Origin of the sequence: Mongoliitalea lutea, assembly GCF_014652135.1 — a bacterium.
In the GTDB taxonomy this organism is placed as follows: Bacteria; Bacteroidota; Bacteroidia; order Cytophagales; family Cyclobacteriaceae; genus Mongoliitalea; species Mongoliitalea lutea.
In genome coordinates this window covers 249,411-268,455 of record NZ_BMYF01000002.1, presented here as the reverse complement: position 1 = coordinate 268,455, position 19,045 = coordinate 249,411, and the positions used below count along the sequence as shown (strand labels likewise).

17 protein-coding genes are annotated in these 19,045 nt (G+C 42.5%); 10 read left to right on the top strand and 7 right to left on the bottom strand.

Going from position 1 to position 19,045, the window contains the following annotated elements; genetic code table 11:
* Positions 1–202 precede the first annotated feature (202 nt).
* Positions 203–1,453, top strand: a complete 1,251-nt coding sequence (locus IE080_RS02785; protein WP_189578911.1) for an aminotransferase class I/II-fold pyridoxal phosphate-dependent enzyme — start codon at positions 203–205, stop codon at positions 1,451–1,453.
* Positions 1,454–1,553: 100 nt separating this feature from the next.
* Entirely contained in the window at positions 1,554–1,733 is a 180-nt protein-coding gene (locus IE080_RS02780; protein WP_189578910.1) for a BF3379 family histone-like protein, read from the top strand.
* A 169-nt stretch (positions 1,734–1,902) separates the two neighbouring features.
* On the opposite strand, the gene IE080_RS02775 is transcribed toward IE080_RS02780, so the two are convergent.
* The gene (locus IE080_RS02775) at positions 1,903–3,768 is read right to left on the bottom strand and encodes a M1 family metallopeptidase (RefSeq protein WP_189578909.1); all 1,866 of its coding nucleotides are present in this window, start codon (positions 3,766–3,768) and stop codon (positions 1,903–1,905) included.
* A 227-nt stretch (positions 3,769–3,995) separates the two neighbouring features.
* On the opposite strand from IE080_RS02775, the gene IE080_RS02770 reads away from it, so the two are divergent.
* On the top strand, positions 3,996–7,121 hold the full coding sequence (locus tag IE080_RS02770) for a WD40/YVTN/BNR-like repeat-containing protein (protein ID WP_229800469.1): 3,126 nt from the start codon (positions 3,996–3,998) through the stop codon (positions 7,119–7,121).
* Positions 7,122–7,247: 126 nt separating this feature from the next.
* Here the strand turns inward: IE080_RS02770 and IE080_RS02765 are convergent, their stop codons facing one another.
* The 3 genes from IE080_RS02765 to IE080_RS02755 all read right to left on the bottom strand — a co-directional run bounded on the left by IE080_RS02765 (position 7,248) and on the right by IE080_RS02755 (position 9,805).
* On the bottom strand, positions 7,248–8,012 hold the full coding sequence (locus IE080_RS02765; protein WP_189578908.1) for a TIGR02757 family protein: 765 nt from the start codon (positions 8,010–8,012) through the stop codon (positions 7,248–7,250).
* Between the two features lie 3 nt (positions 8,013–8,015).
* The gene (locus IE080_RS02760; protein WP_189578907.1) at positions 8,016–8,570 is read right to left on the bottom strand and encodes a hypothetical protein; all 555 of its coding nucleotides are present in this window, start codon (positions 8,568–8,570) and stop codon (positions 8,016–8,018) included.
* A 65-nt stretch (positions 8,571–8,635) separates the two neighbouring features.
* Entirely contained in the window at positions 8,636–9,805 is a 1,170-nt protein-coding gene (locus tag IE080_RS02755; protein ID WP_189578906.1) for a LysM peptidoglycan-binding domain-containing protein, read from the bottom strand.
* Positions 9,806–10,004: 199 nt separating this feature from the next.
* Here IE080_RS02755 and IE080_RS02750 point away from each other — a divergent pair, with 199 nt between their 5' ends.
* From IE080_RS02750 to IE080_RS02720, 7 genes are read left to right on the top strand one after another with little or no spacing between them, the layout of a single operon-like run.
* The gene (locus tag IE080_RS02750; RefSeq protein WP_189578905.1) at positions 10,005–11,366 is read left to right on the top strand and encodes an NfeD family protein; all 1,362 of its coding nucleotides are present in this window, start codon (positions 10,005–10,007) and stop codon (positions 11,364–11,366) included.
* A gap of 11 nt (positions 11,367–11,377) precedes the next feature.
* Positions 11,378–11,695, top strand: a complete 318-nt coding sequence (locus IE080_RS02745; RefSeq protein WP_189578904.1) for a hypothetical protein — start codon at positions 11,378–11,380, stop codon at positions 11,693–11,695.
* Positions 11,696–11,709: 14 nt separating this feature from the next.
* A complete protein-coding gene (locus tag IE080_RS02740; protein WP_189578903.1) occupies positions 11,710–12,234 on the top strand; it encodes an FKBP-type peptidyl-prolyl cis-trans isomerase in 525 nt (174 codons plus the stop codon).
* Between the two features lie 22 nt (positions 12,235–12,256).
* Positions 12,257–12,625: a globin domain-containing protein gene (locus tag IE080_RS02735; RefSeq protein WP_189578902.1), complete on the top strand. Its 369-nt coding sequence runs from the start codon at positions 12,257–12,259 to the stop codon at positions 12,623–12,625.
* 1 nt (position 12,626) lies between these two features.
* The gene (locus tag IE080_RS02730; RefSeq protein WP_189578901.1) at positions 12,627–13,388 is read left to right on the top strand and encodes a lysophospholipid acyltransferase family protein; all 762 of its coding nucleotides are present in this window, start codon (positions 12,627–12,629) and stop codon (positions 13,386–13,388) included.
* Entirely contained in the window at positions 13,385–13,672 is a 288-nt protein-coding gene (gatC, locus tag IE080_RS02725) for an Asp-tRNA(Asn)/Glu-tRNA(Gln) amidotransferase subunit GatC (protein ID WP_189578900.1), read from the top strand. The genes IE080_RS02730 and gatC overlap by 4 nt, the downstream gene beginning before the upstream one ends.
* Entirely contained in the window at positions 13,672–16,488 is a 2,817-nt protein-coding gene (locus IE080_RS02720; protein WP_189578899.1) for a tetratricopeptide repeat protein, read from the top strand. The genes gatC and IE080_RS02720 overlap by 1 nt, the downstream gene beginning before the upstream one ends.
* 133 nt (positions 16,489–16,621) lie before the next feature.
* Here the strand turns inward: IE080_RS02720 and IE080_RS02715 are convergent, their stop codons facing one another.
* From IE080_RS02715 to IE080_RS02705, 3 genes are read right to left on the bottom strand one after another with little or no spacing between them, the layout of a single operon-like run.
* Positions 16,622–17,689: a branched-chain amino acid aminotransferase gene (locus IE080_RS02715; RefSeq protein WP_189578898.1), complete on the bottom strand. Its 1,068-nt coding sequence runs from the start codon at positions 17,687–17,689 to the stop codon at positions 16,622–16,624.
* A 3-nt stretch (positions 17,690–17,692) separates the two neighbouring features.
* The gene (locus IE080_RS02710) at positions 17,693–18,241 is read right to left on the bottom strand and encodes a cob(I)yrinic acid a,c-diamide adenosyltransferase (RefSeq protein ID WP_189578897.1); all 549 of its coding nucleotides are present in this window, start codon (positions 18,239–18,241) and stop codon (positions 17,693–17,695) included.
* Positions 18,242–18,301: 60 nt separating this feature from the next.
* Positions 18,302–19,024, bottom strand: a complete 723-nt coding sequence (locus IE080_RS02705) for an ABC transporter ATP-binding protein (RefSeq protein ID WP_308428135.1) — start codon at positions 19,022–19,024, stop codon at positions 18,302–18,304.
* Between the last annotated feature and the right edge of the window lie 21 nt (positions 19,025–19,045).

Genomic DNA, 19,045 nt, shown 5'->3' with positions numbered 1-19,045 from the left:
ATCGGCATTATCTAAAACTATCCATCCCTAGAAAGGCTCCTTTCCTGCTAATCGACATATATGCAAAAGAATAATTGTAAAAACCAGCCGCATGAAATACCAGCGGTATTTTTGCATGGCTAAACTTATTGTATTACTTTTGAGCGGTTTTTTCCCTCTACACAGGGAATTTGAATCTGTAATCATCTAAAATCAAAATACCTTGGATCTATTTGCAAAACTGAAAACGAATTTGGGCCCATTGGGCAAACATTCTGAATTGGCAGAAGGCTACTTTGCTTTTCCAAAATTGGAAGGAGAGATCGCTCCCCGCATGAAATTTAAAGGAAAAGAAGTATTGACCTGGAGCTTAAACAATTACCTCGGTCTTGCCAATCACCCTGAAATCAGAAAAGCTGATGCAGATGCTGCTGCCAAATGGGGTGCTGCATATCCTATGGGAGCCAGAATGATGTCTGGACAGACAGATTTGCACGAGCAGTTGGAAAGAGAGTTGGCAGAGTTTGTAGGAAAAGAAAGTTCTTACTTACTCAATTATGGTTATCAGGGAATCCTTTCGGTAATCGACTCTGTATTGGATAGAAAAGACGTAGTCGTATATGACTCCGAATGTCATGCCTGTATCATCGATGCCCTTCGCATGCACTTAGGTAAGCGTTTTGTTTTCCCACACAATGATATTGAGAATTGCGAAAAACAATTGCAGCGTGCCACCAAACTTGCAGAAGAAACTGGCGGTGGTATTCTTGTGATCACTGAAGGTGTATTTGGTATGACAGGAGACCAAGGCAAGCTGAAAGAAATCGTTGAATTGAAAAAGAAATATGATTTCAGATTATTGGTGGATGATGCGCATGGGTTCGGCACCATGGGTAAAACCGGTGCAGGTACAGGAGAAGAGCAAGGTGTACAGGATGAAATCGATTTGTATTTCTCTACTTTTGCCAAGTCTATGGCTTCTATCGGTGCATTCATCGCAGGTGATGCTGATGTGATCCGTTTCTTAAAATACAATATGCGTTCTCAAATATTCGCCAAATCCCTTCCTATGTTATTGGTAGAAGGTGCGTTGAAGCGTTTGGATATGTTGAAAAGCCAACATGAATTGAAAGATAACCTTTGGAAAATCGTCAATGCCCTAGGTGATGGCTTAAGAGAAAAAGGATTCTCTACAGGAAAATCCAATTCTCCAGTAACTCCAGTAGTATTGAATGGCACTGTGGGTGAGGCAGCTACGCTTAGCAAAGACTTAAGAGAAAACTACAATATTTTCTGTTCAGTAGTTATCTATCCAGTTGTACCAAAAGGCATGATCATTCTTCGATTGATCCCAACTGCGGTACATACCTTGGAAGATGTAGCCGAGACAATCGCAGCATTTGAAGCCGTAAAAGACAAGTTGGTAAGCGGTTACTACAAGACAACCGAGCTTGCAATGTCCTTTGGCGAATAAAAAACAGCAAAAAAAACGCTAAGAGTGTTGTTTTAGAAACATTTTAGCTATATTCAACCGAAAATAAACTTATCATCAACCTTAAAAATTAACTTTTATTATGAGCAGATTTAGCGAAATAAAAGATCTTATCATGAGCCTTGAGGGCGACTTCGACAAATTCTACAGCAAAGGAAATCAAGCTGCCGGAACTAGAGTTAGAAAAGGTATGCAAGACTTGAAGACCTTGGCTCAGGACATCCGTAAGGAAGTTCAGGACATGAAAAACGCAAGTGAATAATTGACTCTTACATTAAAATAAAAAAGGTGGCTAACGGTCACCTTTTTTATTTGCTCAAAATCTCCAGTAAAGTGATTATTGGAGGCCAAAACAAAACCCAACCTGCTCTGGGTCTAAATCCCTTACAGGTTGGGTTTATTGTTATTTAGTGATAACGTTATCACGCAACTTATCGCTGAGGCATTGCTACGCTTACTTCAAAGGTATTATTACTACGATTGACATCAGCCAAACGCATGCTTGGATCAATTTCTACACTCTTAATTTGAGAAATCGGCTTATTTAAAACCACATCTTTGGTATAATTCGTCCAAGGCCACTTTTCAGTCATGACACGCTTTGGCATACCAGCTTCCTCCGGCTTTTCACCTCTCATAATGACCAAAGGAAGATAAATCATCTCCTGACTTCCATCCACATACGTTACCACCACATCCAATGGCATAGGCATATAGCCTACTCTTTCCAAAGTTATCTTGGTTTGATCTCCTTGTGCTTCCACGGCTTTCACACCATAATCAACGGTTTTGGTAGAAGCAATGAAATAATCATAATACCAATCCAACTCCAAGCCACTTACGCGCTCAAATACCCGGATTACATCATGGCCTGTTGGATGCTTAAATTTCCAATCATTCCATAAGCGCAACATTGCTTTATTAAAATTCTCTTTTCCGATGACATACGCCATTTGTTCTACAAATACAGCTCCTTTGCTATACACCGCGGGGCCATAAGCTGAGTTTAGATTATAATGATCCGCATGGGTAGTCAAAGGCTCTTCATTGCCCGATGCAGCCAATCGGAAATACGAACGATAGCTACCATCTACCACAAAACCATTGGCCTTTTGGAATACGGCATCCATCACGATATCTGTACCCCAAGTGGTGAACCCTTCATCCAACCAAGCCTCAGAAGATTCATTAAAGCCCAAGACACCATAGTACCACATGTGAATCATTTCGTGCACAGTCACACCTACCAAGCTGCGAAGATTTCTATGGCCGGTGATCAAGGTAGCCATAGGATACTCCATTCCCCCATCTCCACCTTGAATAACAGAAAACTGCTTGTAAGGGTACTCTCCAAAATTCGCTGACATAAAAGCCATCGCATCTGCGGTATAACCCTTCAGTTTCTCCCAGTTTTCCTCGGTCTTATCTGACTTGATATATAAGAAATGCAACATAGGCCCATTCTCCATTTGCACTTTTTCATGTGTAAATTTCGGATCAGCCGCCCACATAAAGTCATGTACATCCGGCGCCACAAAATGCCAGGTTAAGGTTTTACCAGTTGGCTTTGCAACTGTCACGCCAGCATCTTGATACCCATGACCGATTTCATTGGCATTTTGCAGATAACCTGTCCCACCCAATACATAGTCTTTATCAATGGTAATTTTCACATCAAAGTTGCCAAAATTTCCATAAAACTCACGTCCTATGTAAGGGTTGGCATGCCAGCCTCTGACATCGTAAGCTGCCATTTTTGGATACCACTGAGCCATAGATAAGCGCACACCCTCAGCACTATCCCTACCGGATCTTCTGACCTGCAAAGGAACCTGTCCTTCAAATTCCATTTCAAAAACAACCGTCGAATTAGGTAAAATCGGCTCTACCAAGTCTACTTCTAAGATAGTTTCCTCATGGTGAAACTTCACCGGCTTCCCATTCATGGTCAAGGAATTGGTCTTTAAGATTCCTATCTCATCCGGCTTTAAATTGAAAATACGATCTCCCACTCTACGATCAGGATCAGGAATGGTACGGCTTCTCACATCCATCATGCTGTTCGGTTGAAAAGCATTGAAATACAAATGATAAAATACCCGTGTCAATGTATCCGGGGAGTTATTGGTGTAATGCAGCTTTTGGGTCCCTTTGAAGGTATTTGTGGTGACATCCATGTCCACTGCCATTTCATAATCGGCTTTCTGCTGCCAACGCTCCACTTGAGCCCATACTTGCAAGGAAACAAACCCAGCAAGGAGCACCGTCAGCGTCGCTAGCTTTGTGATTCTGATCATATTCTTAGGATTTAATTTTTTTTGAAAAATAAAGCAAAAAGTCATACCACCCAAACCTCTCATGAAATATGCGTCTTTTCTCTCTCCCCTACTCCATTTATCAATACCTTTTTCCCTCTATGGGAAAATTGAATGGGATTAGTTTTCAAAATACTTAATTCATGTACAGAAATTAACCAATCAGCATGAATAAACAACTACTTACCAACATCATGAAAAACTCATGGATGGGAATGCTCCTATTAGCCTTCCTGCTTACTGCACCATTCTACGGGAAGGCACAAGTGGACATGAGCCAATTTTCGGTCATGAAAGCCCGCAGCATCGGCCCTGCCGGTATGAGCGGTAGGATCACTGCCATTGCCGCAGTGGACGATCAACCCGAAATCATCTATGCAGGTGCCGCATCCGGTGGTATCTGGAAATCTACCTCTGGAGGCATCACCTGGGAGCCAATCTTCGACGAGGAGCGCGTACACTCCATCGGAGCAATCGCTGTACACCAAAAAAACCCAAGCATCATTTGGGTAGGTACAGGCGAAGGCAATCCCCGAAACTCCCTCAACCTGGGTTATGGTGTTTACCGATCACTAGATGCAGGAAAAACTTGGGAAATGATGGGCTTGGAGAAAACCATGGCCATCCATCGGATCATCATCCATCCAGATGACCCAAACACTGTATTTGTAGGTGCCATCGGTTCTCCTTGGGGTGAGCAAGAAGAAAGAGGTGTTTACAAAACCACAGACGGTGGTAAAACCTGGAAAAAAATCCTCTATGTAGACAAGAAAACAGGGGTAGGTGAAATGGTCATGGATCCTAACAACCCTAATAAGATTTTTGTCAATATGTGGGAGCACAGACGTTATCCTTGGTTTTTCAAATCAGGAGGTCCTTCTTCTGGCTTGTATGTAACCATCGATGGTGGAGACAATTGGAAAAAGCTGGATGATAAAAACGGTCTTCCCAAAGGGGAATTGGGAAGAATGGGCTTAGCCATCTCCAAAGCTAACTCTGATAAAGTCTATGCCTTGGTAGAATCTTCTAAAAATGCCTTGTATGTTTCTTTGGACGGAGGAGATAACTTCAGAATGGTCAATGACAAACCGGAAATTGGTGACAGACCCTTCTACTATTTTGAAATCCATGCCGATCCACAAAATGCGGATAGAATTTACACGCTCTACTCACGGGTAGGGATGAGTGAGGATGGAGGAAGAAGCTTCACCCAATTACTTACTTACGAAGGTGTACACCCAGATCACCACGCTTGGTACATCAATCCTCACAATCCGAAATTGATGATCGATGGAAACGATGGTGGATTAAATATCACCAGAGATGGTGGCAAAACCTGGTACTTCGCAGAAAACATCCCGGTAGGTCAATGGTACCATGTCAACGTAGACAATGAAGTTCCTTACAACATCTATGGTGGATTGCAGGATAATGGAAGCTGGGTAGGCCCTGCTTATGTCTGGAGAAGAGATGGCATCCGCAATACCTATTGGCAGGAGATTATGTTTGGGGATGGCTTTGATGTAGTCTCCGACCCCGCCAATAGCAGATTTGGATATTCCATGTCGCAAGGAGGTAATTTAGCTAGATTTGATAAAGAAACCGGGCATAAGCGCACCATCCGTCCAACACATCCGGATAAAGATGTATTCCTCCGCTTCAACTGGAATGCTGCCTTAGCTCAATGCCCACATGATGATGCGACCATCTATTATGGTAGCCAGTTTTTGCATAAAAGTACGGATCGGGGAGAAACATGGGAAATCATCTCACCGGATTTGACAACCAATGATCCTGAAAAACAAAAGCAGCAAGAAACCGGCGGGTTGACATTTGATATCACAGGTGCGGAAAATCATACTACAATTCTGGCCATTGCTCCTAGCCCAATTGACCCAAATGTGATTTGGGTGGGAACAGATGACGGCAATGTGCAAGTTACCCGTGATGGGGGCAAAACATGGACCAATACATCTTCCAAAATGCCTGGCTTCCCTAAAGCAGGCTGGATTCCTCAGATCCAAGCATCCAAATATGATGCGGGAGAGGCATGGATCGTGGCCAATGATTACAGAAACAATGATTTCTCTGCCTATGCTTATAGAACCAAAAACTATGGCAACACTTACGAGCGCATTGCTGATGACTCCAAAGTTTGGGGCTATACCTTGTCTATCGTACAGGACCCTGTGGAACCAAATTTGGTTTTCTTGGGAACAGAGTACGGATTATATGTCAGCTTTGACAATGCCAAAACCTGGAACCAATGGAGACATGGCTATCCACGAGCGAATTCTACCTACGACATGGTTATTCAGGAGCGTGAGGCAGATTTGGTGATCGGTACTTTTGGTCGCTCTATCTATGTACTGGATGATATCCGCCCTTTGAGAGCTTATGCAAGCAACCAAGGGAAAGCTCCGGCTGCAAAAATCACTGCGATTCAACCATCGGATGCTTATCAAGCTGAAATCCATCAGCCGCATGGTGAGCGATTTGCCGCAAGCGCCAAATACGCAGGAGAAAACAGAGCCTTTGGTGGAAGAATCCACTTCATCATCAACGATCCTGGTAAAGAAAAACTAGACTCTGTGACAGTTGCCATCTTCAATGCTGAAGGAGAGCAAATCCGTACACTGAAAACCATCCCTCAACAGGGTGTCAATCGTTTGATCTGGAACTTGGACAGAAAATCTGCCGCTGATACCCCTATGGGTAGAGGTGGGCAAGGCGGAGGCCGCAGAGGTTTCTTTGAGGCAAGCGGTGGTCCTGCTATCCCTGGCACTTACAAATTGGTGATGAGCTACGGAGGCGAAAGCTCTGAGACTTCCATCAAAGTCTACGGAGATCCAAGAATTGAGGCAAACCTTGCTGATTTGAGAGCTAGAGAGGCATTTATCAAGGAAGTGGAAATCTTCGGTGCAGAAGTCATGAAAGCAACCCGCCAATTGGATGAGGCGAAGAGCACTATCGACAAACTGATAGCATATGCAGGAAGTGATCAAAGTGCTGAGGTGAAGGAATTGATTAAACTAGCCAATGAGACGAAAAAAGGCCTAGACAAAACACGTGAGGCATTCTATGGGCCTACACGTGAGGGACAAGGCATCGTCCGTAATCTTTACCCTACTACCATGAGTCGTCTATTTGCACCAAGAAGCTACGCAAGTTCTTCTTATGGCAGACCAGGTCCGACAGAACAGCGTCTGTTTGACCAAGCGAAAGAAGCCGCATCAGAAGCCATGGAAGTGTGGAAAACATTTATGGAAAATGACTGGAAAGCATTTGTTGAAAAGGCTAAAAACACCCCTATCGACATCTTTCAGGAAAATTAACTAGTTGATTAACTAGTGGAAATCAAAAAGAACCGTCCTCGCAGGCGGTTCTTTTTTGTGCTAGGCTAAGCATACTATATTTGGTATTAAAACTCAATTGCTGCCAAAATATAGTTATTTTAAAAATTAAAACTTCTCTTCCACTCCCAAACCAAATAAGGCAAAATCATATTTCACAGGGTCCAATGGATCAAATTCCCGCAACCGCTCGGTGAGTTCTATGGCCGTTAGCCAATCTGTTTGTTTCCGTTGGATCAGTCCCAGTTTCCTACTTACCCTATCCACATGCAGATCGCATGGACAGATCAGCTGTGAAGGCTGTATAGTGTTCCAAATTCCAAAATCAACTCCAGAAGGATCCTTGCGGACCATCCAGCGTAGAAACATATTGATCCGCTTACAAGCTGCTTTTCGGGCAGGAGTGGCCACATGTTTTCTGGTACGGGCTGGAGCGTCTTCCAAGGAGAAAAACAACTGATGAAAATTACCCAGCAAGGTCTCCATACAATTCACGTCATCACTATAACCAATAGTAAATGCTTCCTCTAAGGACTCATGCTTACCATAAAACCATCTGAAAAATTCTACAAAATACAGGGTATCGGTATCATTGAAGGTACGATGCTTAAACGTAAGTAGCTTTTTCAGATCAGATTCCTGATGCTGCAAAATAAACTCATGCGGAGCAAAATCCATCAAGCCCATCAACTCCTTACATTTGTTAATGATCGTCTTCCGCTGACCCCAAGCCAAGGTAGCCGCAAAGAAACCGGCAATTTCTATATCCTGCTTTTTTGTAAATAAATGAGGGATGGAAATAGGGTCCGGACCAATAAAATCCAGTGTATTGTATTCTTTGTATTTAAGTTCTAAAAATTCGTGGATACCCATAAATTAAATAGCCACGCTGACTTCTCCTCCCTGAATACCATCAAACCATTTGAACTGAAGTTCTTTTTGTTGCACCTCAGCCACATGCCAGTCGAAGCACTTAATGTTGGTGAGCACCGTCAGGGAATCCTCATCCGGATTATACAGACAGATATCAAAGTCAGGTAAATCTTTGGAGTCCGTAGCATTCCATTTTTCCAAAATCAATCCTGTTTCAATGAATTTCACCTTGGATCCAAAAATATAATCATGAAGCACAGAGGGTACACCATCTTTTCTGCGAATTTGAAAACCTGTTGGTCCGAACATGATTTGTTTGAAAACCTTCCCTTCCAATAAACCATTGGTTCCAGGTAATTCTTTCCAATCAGTTTCTATCTCTTCCACAGCCGCCTTCTTCCCTCTCAAACTCGCCAATAAGCGGGACAATGCCGAAAACAGCCAAGTGACCGCAATCAAGAGCACCCCAAAAGTGGCCAAGATGGGATAAGAAACCACAAAAATGAGGTTCCAGATAAACTTGAAAATATGGTGAAAGAAGAGTTGTACTTTGTTCATGCTGCACTAATCCAAACCCCAAAGGTACACTCTACGCTAGGGAAATCAAAACAGGCTTATGGAACTTAATAAGAAACCTCCACCGGGAAACGTGCATTAACAGCCTTTAACTGATCAAATGCAGCCTTGGAAAGCTTAATCAGCAAACGGCTATTATCTCCGGTATCAGGCAATTTCCCCACCACACGAGCAAAAATCGTCACATCGTTTTCTTCATTCCGCACGCGCATGATCGTCCCAACAGGTGCGGTTCTGTGAAGTACCAGGTATTTCTTATGATTCCCTGTACCATCGATCACCTCAGCTAAACCTGTCTCACGAATATCTTTGAAAGAAGTATCAGCGGTACCGGATGCACCTTCCGTCACTACACGGGCATCTACGCGCTCATTGTTGACTTTTACTGGCACAGTAGCTTTTACCACAGGTACCTGATCGGAAGAAACTTGTGTTCTACCTACTTTTAATTTCTGACCTGCTTGTAGATTGTTGGATGATAAATTATTCCAAGAAATCAAATCATCCATAGAAGCTTCATACTTACGGGAAATGGCAAATAGTGTCTCTCCTGGCTCTACTGTATGTGAAATCCATTCTCCCGGTACCGTAGCTGGAATTGTACCCGTTGCAGCAGGCTGTCTACTTTCAGTTCTTGGTGCGGCGCTAGTCGCAGTAGTTACCGGAGGAGTAGCCGCAACTGCCGGAGGGGTACTGACCTGTTCATTGGTACGTGCAGGAGTTGAACTCGCAGGAGGAGTTGTCGGAGCGGAGGCAGTAGGTGCTGCAGGGCTTGGAGCTGTTTGAGCAACAGCTGCACCTTTGATCACTAGAGCCTGACCAACACTCAGATCAGAGCCTTGAAGATTGTTCCAGGATAAAATATCGCTGACAGAAACATTGTATTTTCTGGAAATAGCAAACATCGTCTCACCTGCCGCCACTCGGTGAATTTGTTCATTTGGCGCCAAGCTTGCTTTGGAAACATACGGAACACGAACCCTAGCCCCCATTTTTAAACCATCCTGCAAGTTCTCATTGGATTGAATAATATCATTAACAGCCACCTGATACCTTCTTGACAGCCCAAATAGTGTTTCTCCCTGAGAAACCTGATGGATAATAAAGGTCTTATCGCCCACCCGCTCAATTCCGATGGAATCCATCAACGCTAAGGAAGATGCCTGCACAACAACAGACGTGATTAAAAATAGACCAATAAGGATAAGATGTCTCATAAGATGGTTTAATTTCATGGGTACAAATTTCAGATAAATTTTATCATTTACAAGAATGAAACCACTTTGTTGGCATGGTTAATTTTTTCTCGGTTTTTTCAGAGATTACAAACGATTGAGCAAGAAAAAAAGTTAAATCATTGGAATCTTGCAGAAGCAAATCAATAATTCCTATATTGAAATTCAAAATCTACTGACCATGAAATACCTATTTTTCGTTTGCCTCGCCTTCTTTACCTCCCTGCTAATGCAACCTGCACTCGCACAGGAGGTAAATGATAGCACCCGGACAAAAAAAACTGTATTTACGTTTAAAATCGATGACAACATTGATCCACGGATGAATCGAAAGGTGAAACTTGCCTTGGAAGATGCCATAAAAAAAGAAGCGGATCTAGTCTTGATCGAAATGGACACTTATGGAGGTGCTGTTAACGATGCTGATGATATCCGCACCATGGTTATGGAGTTTGAAAAACCAATCCATGTGTGGATCAACAAAGACGCGGCTTCTGCGGGAGCCTTGATTTCCATTGCTTGTGATAGCATTTATATGGCTCCAGGAGCAAGCATAGGTGCTGCTACGGTAGTGATGGGAGGCGGCGGAGATGCTGCGCCTGACAAATACCAATCCTACATGCGTTCCATGATGCGAAGCACCGCCGAAGCCAAAGGCAGGGATCCTAAAATTGCCGAAGCCATGGTTGACCAAAATATTGAAATTCCCGGGGTATCAGAAAAAGGCTCCGTCATTACCTTCTCCGTATCCGAAGCCATCAAAAATGGATTCAGCGAAGGAGAAGCTAAAAACAAGGATGAGGTCATGAAATTATTGGGAATTGAAGCGTACGAATTTGTCGGCTATGAAACCTCGAATGTGGAGAGCGTCATCGCCTTTTTCCTTAATCCTGCTGTGAGTGGATTTTTAATTCTGGTCATTTTTGCAGGCATTTATTTTGAAATTCAGACACCGGGTGTTGGGTTTCCTTTGGCTGCTTCGATTACTGCTATTATCCTTTACTTTATCCCTTATTACCTAACGGGACTCGCAGAAAATTGGGAAATCGCAATTTTCATTGTGGGCGTCATCCTCCTCCTCGTGGAAGTATTTGTCATACCAGGTTTTGGGATTTTTGGAGTCTTAGGCATCATAGGGATATTGACAGGCCTGACCTTAGGAATGATTCCTAACAATGCCTTTGATTTCACCTTTGTTCCAACAGGAGACCTATTTGTTGCACTCCTGACAGTTATTTTGGCAGCTATCTGCGCAATAGGACTGATATTCTACTTTGCGCCCAAAGTCAATCAATGGCAGGCATTCAGTTCCATCGCACTTGCTACCACACAAAAAAGAACGGAGGGCTATTCATCCACACTATATTCCGATGATTTGTTGGGGAAAGAAGGCCTCGCGCATACCCGATTGATGCCTAGTGGAAAAGTGGTTATTGACGATGAAGTCTACGATGCATACTCCAGAGGAGAGTTTATTGATAAAGGTGAGGCCATCAAAGTCATCAGCACAGAAGGCACTTCACTCAAAGTCAAAAAAGCATAAGAACGATTGACATGAACAAATTATTCATTGCCTTCGCGGCGATCATTTCTTCTGGTATTTTTGCTTTTGCCTATTGGAGTGAATGGATCAGTTTACGCTTTGGAGAGGGAAGTATCCCGGAAATCACCGAGGACTTCACTCCTCCTTACTATTATGCTTCCACTGAATTATACCAACAAGTATTATTCATTTTCGCATGCCTATTCTTGCTAATTTTTGGATTTGCTATCATTGCAGTGTCCAGAAAAAAATGGGGCCAAGTCATGTTCGCATTCAGCATCAGCATGCTCTGTATTTTGGCAGTTATGATAAACGGTGCCATTAAATAATGTACCTTTGCAGCATGGAAATAACAAATAACACGGTCGTAGGTCTTACCTATGAATTAAAAGTCAGCAGAGAAGCCGACGAAATCGAATCAGCACCTTTTAGCGTGGAAGTACGGGATGAAGATGATCCCTTCTATTTTTTGTTTGGAAACAGTGGACTTCCTGAAAAATTCGAAGAGCTACTAGCCGGTAAAAAACAGGGTGAAAGCTTTTCCTTCACTTTACTAGCCGCAGAAGCTTATGGAGAAGCAGATGATGAAATGATCATGGCCATCCCCAAGGCACAATTCACTTCTGAAAGAGGCTTTGAAGAAGGCATGTTGGATGAAGGAAACTTCCTTCCATTAATGGATGAAAATGGCTATCCTATGCAAGCCAAAGTATTGAAAGATTTGGGAGAGGAAGTATTATTGGACTTCAACCATCCTTTGGTAGGTTTTGATCTTCACTTCGAAGGTGAAGTGATGGAAGTGCGCGAAGCTACCGCAGAGGAACTTTCCCATGGTCATGTACATGGCGAACACGGTCATCAACATTAATCGAGTTAGTTGAGCAAACCTTATGAATTCCAGTATTTACGAGACCTTAGGTGATGAAAAAATCCGCTTGCTAGTCAAGCATTTCTACCTGCATGTCCGCCAAGAACCGGAACTCAGAAGATTATATCCGGATGAAGATCTCAGTGGGGCTGAAGACAGGCTCTACTGGTTTCTTCTCCACGTATTTGGCGGACCGCACACTTATTTGGAACAACGTGGACATCCCATGCTCCGACGCAGACATTTTCAATGGAAAATAGATCAACACATGCGCACGATTTGGATGGACTGCATGTTGCGGGCGATGGATGAAATCCAAATGGATACAGATTTGCGGGAAACCTTAATGAATTACTTTGTAAAAGTTGCTAACCACATGGTCAATTCCTAAGATGCTTTTACTGAGAAAAATCTATACTGCCTACGCATTTATCCTTTTTGTACTCACCTTCCTGATACTCTTTCCCCTGTTTTTAGCAGCAAGTTGGATCCCGGGAATGCAGCGCTATGGGCGCAAGGTGAATCAGTTTTGGGCACGGGTATACTTTACCATCATCTGCATGCCCGTCAAAATTGAGGGGCGTCAGCATATTAAAAAGGGGCAACCATACGTATTTGCAGCCAATCATTTCTCCTACTTGGACATTGCCATGATGGGCTACATTCCGGATGATGTGGTATACGTGGGTAAAAGTTCTATTCGTAAAATCCCCTTATTTGGGTACTATTTCAAAAAACTGCACATCGCAGTGGACAGACAAAGTGCCAAAAGCCGCGGTGCTGTCCTGATTCGTGCCAAGCGACATATCGATCAAGGCAGCAGTATTGTAATTTTCCCTGAGGGAGGAATTACCACAGGAGCACCCCCACATATGAACCGCTTCAAAGATGGGGCATTTACCATGGCTATCGACAAACAAATCCCTGTGATTCCTGTCACCTTATCGTTTAATCATTTAATTTTGCCTGATGACGGAAAATTAACCTTAAATTTCAAGCGAGGGAAGTTGGTAATCCATCCCCCCATCGAAACCAAAGGTTTGGCAAGTGCAGACACCCCCAACATTCGGGAGAAATGCTATGAAGTCATTCAACAACAGCTATGGGCCGATAATGGCCTTGCCGAAGAGGATAAAACACCACTAGAATTATGAAAGTAGACGTAAATACCGTAAAAAAAATCGCACATCTTGCACGCTTGGAATTTGACGAAGCAGGCTTGGAAAAAATGAAACGTGACATGACCCAAATCCTGGATTGGGAGGAACAGTTGAATGAGGTGGATACAGAAAATGTAGAACCCATCACCACCATGTCTTCCGAAGTTAATGTTATGCGGGAAGATGTCGAAGGCGAACACCTTTCCCATGAGCAGGCATTGAAAAATGCCCCACAGAGAGATTCTGATTATTTCCGAGTACCAAAGGTTTTAGAATAATGCCCCTGACAACCCCTCAAGAAAAAGATATACGTTTCTTCAAAGGCCTTCCCCTCTTCTTTGTGATTACGGGAGGGCTTTTTCTCTTGTACAGCGTATGGTTTTGGGATAGAGGAATCTTCCAAATCCTACCGGGAGTTTTTGCAGAATCCATCAATGTCCCCTTGGATTACATACAGCTAGGATTAGAAATCTTTCCGATTCAAGTAGAAAACTTCATCCTTTTTCAAAGCTACGAATCCCTTCCGCCACTAAGTTTTCCCAAACTCTCTTTGCTATGGGGGACAATCATCTGGATTTTATTGGTGTTGATTTCTTCTTTGCTCAGCACCTTCAAGCGAACTCCCTTTATCATCAGCATGGGTGTTTGGATGGCCGTATTATCCATCTCAGGTATCAACAGCTTGAACATCGGTGGAATTTATAGCAATTATGCCTTGATTTGGATGCTCGTTGGTTGGATTGTGCCCTTAGTATATATCAATTTTTACCAAAATCATTGGACGCTTATCCAAAGATTCTCACTGACATTTGCCATTGCGACCTTGACCCTGCTTGGGCTGATTTATTTCAGTGAAATGCCCGCAGCAGCCCTCCTTATTGCCGAAAACTTGACCCTACCCGCTGTGGCTTTGAGTGCAATTTTCCTTTTGCACATTGGACATGCAATCTTCTCAGGTACGACCATTTTATTGTTGAAATTAAACAAAGGTGTTCAACTAAAAATCACCTACCATTTGCTGGTGCTGTTCTTTTTATATTTCTTTTTAGTTTTTTTCACGTTGCTAGATCTATTAGGTGATATTCAGCTTCCTTTTCCGGTAGTCCCACCTCTCTTGTTGTTTTTTATTGCGGGAGTTGTAGGTTTATTTGTCTACAGAGAAAAAATTAGCCAAACAGAACAACCTTTCCCCCTTCCCTTTATCGGAGAAAGTCTCTACCTTACTTTTTTCGCTATCTGCCTTTGGACTTGGGGGAAAGCTATTTTCACAGAAAATCAACCCTATATTGATTTCTTCGACCATATCTTCCTCTATGGTCAGGTTGCATTGTCTTTACTATTTTTTGTCTATGTTTTGGCAAATTTTACAGGGATATTAAATAGTGGCAAAGAGGTCGGAAAAATCATCTTTAAACCTCAGCATTTTGCCTATTTCCATATGAGAATAGGTAGCCTGATGGCTTTGGGAATTCTTGCTGCTTTGGGAGATACCATTATTATCAATCACATTATATCAGGGTCCACTAATCAAGCGGCTGACTACTACTACCAAGCAGACCTTCCCAAACAAGCAACAATTCTTTATGAAAGCGCTTGGATGCAATATCGTAAAAATGACAAAGCTAAAAATGCTGCTGTTCACCTGCATCTTTTGGATGGGAATAAAAAAGAAGCCTTGAATCAGCTTGAACAAAGCATGGATTTTAATCCTAATGTACCGAATCTTTTATTGATTAGTAAACTCCTTCATGAACAAGACAAAGTATTTGAAGCAGTATTTTATTTAGAAAAAGGATTGAAGCTTTTTCCTGACAATGCTTTTCTTCAAAATAATTTGGCATTATTTCTTTCTAAACTAAACAGACCGACAGATGCACTCCAATATTTGCAGACCCTGCAAGAAATAAATCCTGTAGCACATGCAAATTTCATTGGGCTTCAGGTAAAGCATCAACGGGAAAATGAAGAAACATTACTTGAGACGGATGACCCAATCAGTAAAATCAATCAATTGGCCGCCGCAAATCGACAAGGTAATCTTTGGAGAGGAAGTCTATCAATCAATGAAGTTTCCCAAAATTTCACTGTTCAAACTGCTGCTATTCGGAATCTTTGGACAAACCAACCAAACCAATTACTTTCCCAAGATATAACGCTGATTGACTCTTTGATTAAAGCAACAGAAATAACATTTCAAGAGCGTAATCTTCGGGATAGCCGTATTATCCGACTGTACCAAGAGCGGGATATTGCCGAAACATTGAAATACCTTGTCGGAAATGCAGGGATATTTTCGGGTTCGGCGGGTTATTACCATCAGTGGAGCGCCATGGTGCTTGCGGGGCAGCTGGATTTGGACAAAGCAGCTACGGATATCTTGGTAGCCGAAGAACGCAATGTAAGTGACTTCAAACCACATCATTTGGCAATCCTTTACTTTGGAAATCGCCCAATCGACGCCATCCGAATCCATCAAAAATTTAATATTCCTTTTCCTTCATGGATGAGCTGGGGAGATGATGGAAAATTGGAAGAAAATCCCCAATTACAATACTTTGAAGCACTGAAAGGTTTTCATGCAAAACTCGAAAAAGAGTTGATGCAAGACCTCTTGAAAATCGAGCAATCCTTGTTGCAAGCTTCCTTTGCCACGCATATATTGGTTCACAAAGCACATGTGTTAAACACTTCCAATATTGGGTTGATTGAAGAAGTACTAAGTAAAGAGCCTGCCCTTCCTATCAGCAAACAGGATGTTCAGGAATGGATAGCATTTGTGAAAAACAAAGGATCGAATTTACCTGAGGGCAACTTCTTCGCGCAATTCCTGAAGCCTGAACTCGGCTTGGACAGAAACCCTTATTGGACTCCGCTGATTCTTAAAAGTGTAGCAGATGCTTCAGATGATATGGAAGGCTATAACATCCTTCAAGATGCCAAGCAGTTCAACAAGGACCCTCTCCTTTGGATAGCTTATATTAATCAGGCTAAAAAAATCGGATTCCAACAATATGCTAATGATGCACTTCAAGACATGGAAGCTTGGATAGCTAAAGCTGAAATTGAGGGATTATTAGCAGATTTTATCGAATAAATAAACTCTGGGAGATTTCTGAGAGCAAGAACAAAAAAAGGGAGTCAACATCTTTTCATCAATGTTGACTCCCTTCTGTTTTATACAAATCCGCCGACATTCTACCATCGGCAGCAATTTTCAAGTTAGAAAATTAAACCTTACGGATCCAGCCGTGGGTATCAGTCACCTTACCATACTTAATGGCATCCAGTTTTCTCAATACTTGGTTGGAGAAAGCATCCTCACCTTTTGCTGGCAGCTCATAATCGACTCCATTGATGTTGATTTTTGCAATATGGGCAATAGTTGCAGCAGTACCAGTCCCGAAGGCTTCCGTCAACTTGCCAGCTTGCAATAATTTTTCCAATTCGCTCACTGTCATAAAACGCTCCTCCACAACATATCCCATCTCCTTGGCCAAAATCAACACAGACTCACGGGTGATTCCTTTGAGGATGGTACCGGTATGTGTGGGTGCAGTAATGATGGTATCATTGACTACAAACATCACATTCATGGTTCCTGACTCTTCTATATTCTGATGAGTTTTGCCATCCGTCCACAGTAACTGATCGTACCCCTGCTTTTGTGCTAATAAAGCTGGATAAAGAGAGGCAGCGTAATTACCAGCCGCTTTGGCATAACCTGTTCCACCTTCTGCTGCCCTTGTATAAGTTTGCTCTACTTTTACAGTTACTGGTTTTGCATAATAATGACCAACAGGACATGTGAAAATCATAAAGGAATACTTCTGAGAAGGTCTTATACCCAAATAGTCATCCGTAGCAAAGATAAAAGGTCTTACATACAAAGAGTAACCTGGTTTTTGTGGAATCCAATCAGCATCCATTTCCAATAACTTGTACAAGCCTTCCATGAAGATCTCTTCTGGCACTTCTGGTATACACATACGCTCTGCGGAGGCATTGAGTCGCTTTTGGTTGGCATCTGCTCTAAATAGAAGGATTTCTCCTGCATCGTTTTTGTAGGCTTTCATTCCCTCAAAAACAGACTGCCCATAATGCAACGTAGCATTGGCCGGATTAAGGCTTAATGGCTCGTAGGGAACAATCCGAAGATTAGTCCATTCTCCGTTTTCGTAATCAGCCACAAACATGTGATCACTGATGGTCTGACCAAACATTAAGTTATCGAAATCTGTTTGGGCTAGTTTTGACTGAGAGGTTTTAGTTACCTCAATAGCTAATGCTGTTTTCATGGGTTAATTCCTCGGCTTCCAGGTTACCTCATCCACACCCAACTCTTGGGTGATCTTTCTTCCTAAAACAAAGAGGTAATCGGAAAGCCTGTTTAAATATTTCACAATTAATTCATCTACGTGCTCCTCTTCCATCAAAGAAATCACGCATCGCTCGGTTCTTCTACAAACTGTTCGGGCAATATGGCAAAAAGATACTACTTGATGACCACCCGGAAGTACAAAGTTTTTCAACATGGGCAAACCATCCTCCATCGCATCAATCTCCTGCTCCAACAACTCCAAATCTCCTTCCAATAAGTCAGGACGCTTCACATGCTCTTTACCAGGCTCGGTAGCTAAAGTAGCACCTATAGTAAACAAGCGATCCTGTATTTCCTTCAATACAGCTTCCCGCTTCTGATTGACTTCCTGATCTCTCAGCAATCCAATATAACTATTTAATTCATCTACGGTCCCGTATGACTCAATTCTAAGATTGGATTTCAAAACCCTTCTACCTCCCAAAAGGGAAGTTGTGCCCTGATCACCTGTTTTGGTATAAATTTTCATGCTTACCTTGCTCCAAATTTTCCGCAAAATTACACATCTTCTTGGATAAACTCAGAAGAATTACATGATGGGCTCTAAGGCCACTCCTCTGGTTGGATTTGGATTGATGGTATCGCTCTCTACCAAACCATCTTTCAATCGAACAATTCTATGTGCATAATGCGCAATATCGTCTTCGTGAGTCACCATAATTATGGTATTCCCCTTTTGGTGCAACTCATGAAAAAGCTCCATAATACTGTAGGAAGTTTTGGAATCCAAGTTACCTGTAGGTTCATCCGCCAAAATAATACTTGGATCATTAACCAAAGCCCTTGCAATAGCCACACGTTGACGCTGACCACCGGACAATTCATTGGGCTTATGTCCCACCCTATCAGCTAAACCAACATTGGACAACGCTTCAAATGCTCGCTCCTCCCGCTCTGATTTGCTGTAACCTGCATAGATCAAAGGCAAGGCCACATTTTCCAAACATGAGGCTCTTGGCAAAAGATTGAAGGTCTGGAACACGAACCCAATTTCCCGATTACGGATTTCGGCAAGCTCATTTTCCGACATATCGGATACATTTTTATCATTCAAAATGTATGTTCCTGCTGTAGGCGTATCCAAACAACCGATGATATTCATCAGGGTAGATTTCCCCGAACCTGAGGGACCCATAAATGCAACGTATTCTCCCTTATTCACGGAAATGGAAACTGATTTCAATGCCTGCACGACTTCAGCTCCCATTTTATAGGTCTTTTGGATATCGGTAGTTTCAATGATTTTTTTCATGCTTCAATCAACTAGTTGGAA

Coding starts and splice junctions, on each gene's coding strand:
- IE080_RS02780 (WP_189578910.1), top strand. CDS start 1,554: ATGAGCAGATTTAGCGAAATAAAAGATCTTATCATGAGCCTTGAGGGC.
- IE080_RS02775 (WP_189578909.1), bottom strand. CDS start 3,768: ATGATCAGAATCACAAAGCTAGCGACGCTGACGGTGCTCCTTGCTGGG.
- IE080_RS02770 (WP_229800469.1), top strand. CDS start 3,996: ATGGGAATGCTCCTATTAGCCTTCCTGCTTACTGCACCATTCTACGGG.
- IE080_RS02765 (WP_189578908.1), bottom strand. CDS start 8,012: ATGGGTATCCACGAATTTTTAGAACTTAAATACAAAGAATACAATACA.
- IE080_RS02760 (WP_189578907.1), bottom strand. CDS start 8,570: ATGAACAAAGTACAACTCTTCTTTCACCATATTTTCAAGTTTATCTGG.
- IE080_RS02755 (WP_189578906.1), bottom strand. CDS start 9,805: ATGAGACATCTTATCCTTATTGGTCTATTTTTAATCACGTCTGTTGTT.
- IE080_RS02750 (WP_189578905.1), top strand. CDS start 10,005: ATGAAATACCTATTTTTCGTTTGCCTCGCCTTCTTTACCTCCCTGCTA.
- IE080_RS02745 (WP_189578904.1), top strand. CDS start 11,378: ATGAACAAATTATTCATTGCCTTCGCGGCGATCATTTCTTCTGGTATT.
- IE080_RS02740 (WP_189578903.1), top strand. CDS start 11,710: ATGGAAATAACAAATAACACGGTCGTAGGTCTTACCTATGAATTAAAA.
- IE080_RS02735 (WP_189578902.1), top strand. CDS start 12,257: ATGAATTCCAGTATTTACGAGACCTTAGGTGATGAAAAAATCCGCTTG.
- IE080_RS02730 (WP_189578901.1), top strand. CDS start 12,627: ATGCTTTTACTGAGAAAAATCTATACTGCCTACGCATTTATCCTTTTT.
- gatC (WP_189578900.1), top strand. CDS start 13,385: ATGAAAGTAGACGTAAATACCGTAAAAAAAATCGCACATCTTGCACGC.
- IE080_RS02720 (WP_189578899.1), top strand. CDS start 13,672: ATGCCCCTGACAACCCCTCAAGAAAAAGATATACGTTTCTTCAAAGGC.
- IE080_RS02715 (WP_189578898.1), bottom strand. CDS start 17,689: ATGAAAACAGCATTAGCTATTGAGGTAACTAAAACCTCTCAGTCAAAA.
- IE080_RS02710 (WP_189578897.1), bottom strand. CDS start 18,241: ATGAAAATTTATACCAAAACAGGTGATCAGGGCACAACTTCCCTTTTG.
- IE080_RS02705 (WP_308428135.1), bottom strand. CDS start 19,024: ATGAAAAAAATCATTGAAACTACCGATATCCAAAAGACCTATAAAATG.